This is a genomic window from Albidovulum sp., assembly GCF_049646345.1.
Lineage (GTDB): Bacteria > Pseudomonadota > Alphaproteobacteria > Rhodobacterales > Rhodobacteraceae > Albidovulum.
In genome coordinates this window covers 1-3,788 of record NZ_JBARVQ010000046.1, presented here as the reverse complement: position 1 = coordinate 3,788, position 3,788 = coordinate 1, and the positions used below count along the sequence as shown (strand labels likewise).

Below are 3,788 nucleotides of genomic sequence, written 5' to 3'. Positions count from 1 at the left end.
CGGGCTGACAATCAAGGTAAAGTACTTCCGGCGCCGCTTCGGGCAGGCGCGTCAGCCGGTCGATAAGTTCAATCAGCGCGGTGGCCGAAAAATCCCGGTTGCGAACATCAATGCCCAATGCGACCGGCCGACCAAGCGGTGGGCCATCCATCAGGCGCGGGATCAGGCTGAACGGAAGATTGTCGATCACTTCATAACCAAGATCCTCCAGCGCATGGATCGCTGTCGATCGTCCCGCGCCCGAAGGGCCGGTTACGAGGACAATCCGCTGACCGCCCGCCACCGGCTTTTCCTCTTCCATGCCTATCTCCGTCATGCTGCTCGCCCTGCTTTAAGATATTGCAGAACTGCGGCAGGGAAATGGATGCTCTCGATCCTGTGAAGAAGCGGCAGGTTGACCCCCAAAACGGAATAGTGCCGGGACTGCGGCAGGCGGGCGCTTTCCAAATGCGCCAGGTCGACCGCAAGGATCAAGCGCGCGCTGTCTACGGATGCGGCGGGTAAAAGGCCGACCCCGCGCGCCTCGATGCATCCCCGAATTGTGTCAGGTGCTGTTGCCTCAAGCACGCCATCCCGCAAGGTCACATCCGTCCGGTCGTCGCTGACCAGATCGCAGCCATATGCCATCAGGGCCAAAGCAAGGGCAGACTTGCCGCTGCCGGACGGGCCAAGGATCAGTACCCCCTTCCCTGACAGAGCAACACAACTGCCATGCAGGTTCACGCAATCGGCAGCGCCGGTCACACCGGCAGGCCCACGACGAAACGCGCGCCAAGCGGTTCCGACGTGATATCGGCATCCGTCGGCCGGATGTTTTCCGCCCAGATCACGCCGCCATGGGCTTCGACGATCTGTTTCGAAATCGCCAGACCAAGGCCGGAATGTTCACCGAACTGGCCCGGCGGCCGTTCGGAATAGAAACGCTTGAAAATTTTCTGCAGCGCCTGATTGGGAATTCCTGGCCCGGTATCCTCAACCACAACCAGAACCCGATTCTCGCGTTTACGCGCCCAGACCCGAACCGCGTCGCCTTCCTGACAGAACGAAATCGCATTGGAAATGAGGTTGACGAACACCTGCGCCAGCCGACCTTCCAGTCCGGTAAAGATGATGTTGTTCGTTGGTAGGTCCGAAATGAAATCGACACCCTTTTCCCGTGCGTCGTTGCCGAGATATTCAGTGATATGGGTCAGCATCTTGAGAAGGTTGAACTCTTCCTCCTCTTCCTTCACCAGTTCGCTGTCGAGCCGCGAGGCGTTGGAAATGTCGCTGACCAGACGATCGAGGCGGCGAACATCATGGTCGATCACGTCAAGCAGTTTGGTCCGTTGATCCTCACGCTTGGCGACCCGCATCGTACCGACGGCAGAACGGAGCGAGGCAAGCGGGTTCTTGATCTCATGCGCGACGTCGGCTGCAAATTGTTCGTTGGCCTCAATGCGTTCGTAAAGGGCCGTCACCATGCCACGCATGGCGCCGGACAGGCGGCCGATTTCATCCGGGCGGGCCGTCAGATCGGGGATGCGCACGCGGTTCGGGCTCATCTTGCGGGCGTTCTTGTCGCGCCCCAATTCGGCCGCGGCCGCCAGATCGGAGAGCGGGTTGGCAATGGTCGAGGCCAGCACCAGCGACAGGCCAATCGACACGATGATCGCGATCACGAACATCTGCAGCACCTGCTCGCGCTCAACCCGGACGAGCTGATCGATCTCACCCGCAACCGACGTGATCGCGACCACGCCGATGACGTTGTCACCGCGCCGAACCGGCGTTGCGGCGGTGAAAATCGCGTGGCCTGACACATCGCGACCCGTCCGGATCTGCGTTTCGCCGGCAAGCGCGCTTGCAACCAGTTCGCGCGCGAGCTCTTCACCACCACGGATCGGGTCGAGTTCGGTGTCCGGCGCGAGGAGGCCGGCAATGCCTTCCCAAATCGAATTGAGAATGTCGGTGATCACTGTCGAACGGGGGTCACGACGCAGACCGGCCACTGTCTCCATCGATGGCCGCTCCATCCCGACTGTTGAGACGACGAGATTTTCAAGCGTGTCGAAGATGAACAGTTCTGCCCCGTCCGACAGCTCGATCCGCTGAACAGTGCGCAGCGTATCGATACCGTCACTGCTGGCGAGGTTCACTGCGCCTTCGTACGGCAGTTGTGCCTCAAAGACATTGGCGATCAGCTGTGCCTCGGCGACAAGCCCGCTTTCCCGCTGCAGAACCAGGCTGTCCCGAAACGGATTGAGATAGAGCACCCCGGCAACGAGAACGATCATCGCCATCAGATTGAAGGTGATGATCTTTCGCGCCAGAGGCGACCGGTTGAGCGAAATGAATCCGCGCTGCTCGCGGCCTGCGCGAAGCTCGGAATCAACGATCCCTTCCGGCGCGGTCCAGTCCTCGCCCAGGACGACATCCGCGCGACGTATGTCAGACTGCTCGCGCAAGTCGATCCTCGGCGTCACGCTCATTCTTCGTTGTAACGATATCCTATGCCATACAGCGTTTCGATAGCCGAGAAATCATCATCAACTGTACGCATCTTTTTTCTCAGACGTTTGATGTGGCTGTCGATCGTGCGGTCATCGACATAGACCTGATCGTCATAGGCCACATCCATGAGCTGGTCGCGGCTTTTGACGAAACCGGGCCGCTGGGCCAGGGCCTGCAACAACAGGAACTCGGTCACCGTCAGCGCCACATCGCGGCCCTTCCAGCTGACCGAGTGCCGAAGCGGGTCCATGACGAGAGCGCCCCGCGTCATGATCTTGGTTTCCTCGGTCGTCGCGACCTCGCCCGACTCGATCGCTTCCTGACGACGCAGAAGCGCGCGGATGCGTTCGACCAGCAGCCGCTGCGAGAAGGGTTTCTTGACGTAGTCGTCCGCCCCCATCCGCAGACCCAGAACCTCGTCGATCTCATCGTCCTTGGAGGTCAGAAAGATGACCGGCATAGATGTCTTCTGCCGAAGGCGCTGAAGCAGATCCATTCCGTCCATGCGCGGCATCTTGATGTCCAGAACCGCCATATCCGGCAGGCGCTTGTTGAATGCGTCCAACGCAGACTGACCGTCGTTATATGTTTCGACCTCGAACCCCTCGGCCTCGAGCGTCATGGCGACTGACGTCAGGATGTTCCTGTCATCGTCAACCAGTGCGATCCTTGACATGTCCATATCCCTTGCACTGCTCATGAATGTCTTTGTTTTCCTGTCATATTCCATCTTACGCTTCACAGAAGCAACCGATATGTGCGAATCACGCCCGCCATCCGAATCAGGGGTGTCATTTAAAACGCAGATTTGACCAATTTGCCGCAGTTTCGCGCATCGTTGCCATTTCGCCGCCGGTCCGACCTGCATGATTGCGCTAAACCCGCGATGATGGCGCTAACCGAAACAAAGCCTTCTGTTCCAAACTTTTACGGGCATGATATAGGGGCCGTGTCAGCCCCGGTCCGGGGGCCGATCGGCACCCCCGGCAGGCTGGGGTACCAGTAATTTGACCCATGAACCGCCGCGCGACGGCATCGGGAGCATGCATATGACAAATGGACGGGTGAACCCCTCGCAACGCTTGGAAGATCAGGGCATCGCGGGGATCGGCAACGTCTATTACAACTTCCTCGAACCGGCGCTGATCGAAGCTGCGCTGAAACGCGGGGAAGGGACATTGGGCAAAGGCGGCGCTTTCCTTGCCACCACCGGCAAACATACCGGCCGGTCACCCAAGGACAAATTCGTGGTCCGCACCCCCTCGGTCGAGGATTCGATCTGGTGGGAAAACAAC

General features: G+C 59.4%; 5 protein-coding genes. 1 reads left to right on the top strand and 4 read right to left on the bottom strand.

The genetic code is table 11. The features are described from left to right. The 4 genes from WBB85_RS01215 to WBB85_RS01200 form a co-directional block, all read right to left on the bottom strand. Positions 1 to 316: RNase adapter RapZ (locus tag WBB85_RS01215; RefSeq protein ID WP_432636803.1), on the bottom strand; the 316-nt coding region annotated here is incomplete at its 3' end. Continuing rightward, positions 313 to 744: an HPr kinase/phosphorylase gene (locus tag WBB85_RS01210; RefSeq protein WP_432636802.1), complete on the bottom strand. Its 432-nt coding sequence runs from the start codon at positions 742 to 744 to the stop codon at positions 313 to 315. The genes WBB85_RS01210 and WBB85_RS01215, both read right to left, overlap by 4 nt. Beyond that, positions 741 to 2,471 carry a sensor N-terminal transmembrane domain-containing protein gene (locus WBB85_RS01205; RefSeq protein WP_432636801.1) on the bottom strand — a complete coding sequence of 577 codons (1,731 nt, stop codon included), beginning with the start codon at positions 2,469 to 2,471 and terminating at the stop codon, positions 741 to 743. Before WBB85_RS01205 ends, WBB85_RS01210 begins: the two co-directional genes overlap by 4 nt. Then, complete coding sequence (locus WBB85_RS01200) at positions 2,468 to 3,169, bottom strand: response regulator transcription factor (protein ID WP_432636800.1); 702 nt, start codon at positions 3,167 to 3,169, stop codon at positions 2,468 to 2,470. Before WBB85_RS01200 ends, WBB85_RS01205 begins: the two co-directional genes overlap by 4 nt. A 373-nt stretch (positions 3,170 to 3,542) precedes the next feature. Here WBB85_RS01200 and WBB85_RS01195 point away from each other — a divergent pair. Continuing rightward, on the top strand, positions 3,543 to 3,788 hold a 246-nt coding region (locus WBB85_RS01195; RefSeq protein ID WP_432636799.1), incomplete at its 3' end, for a phosphoenolpyruvate carboxykinase (ATP).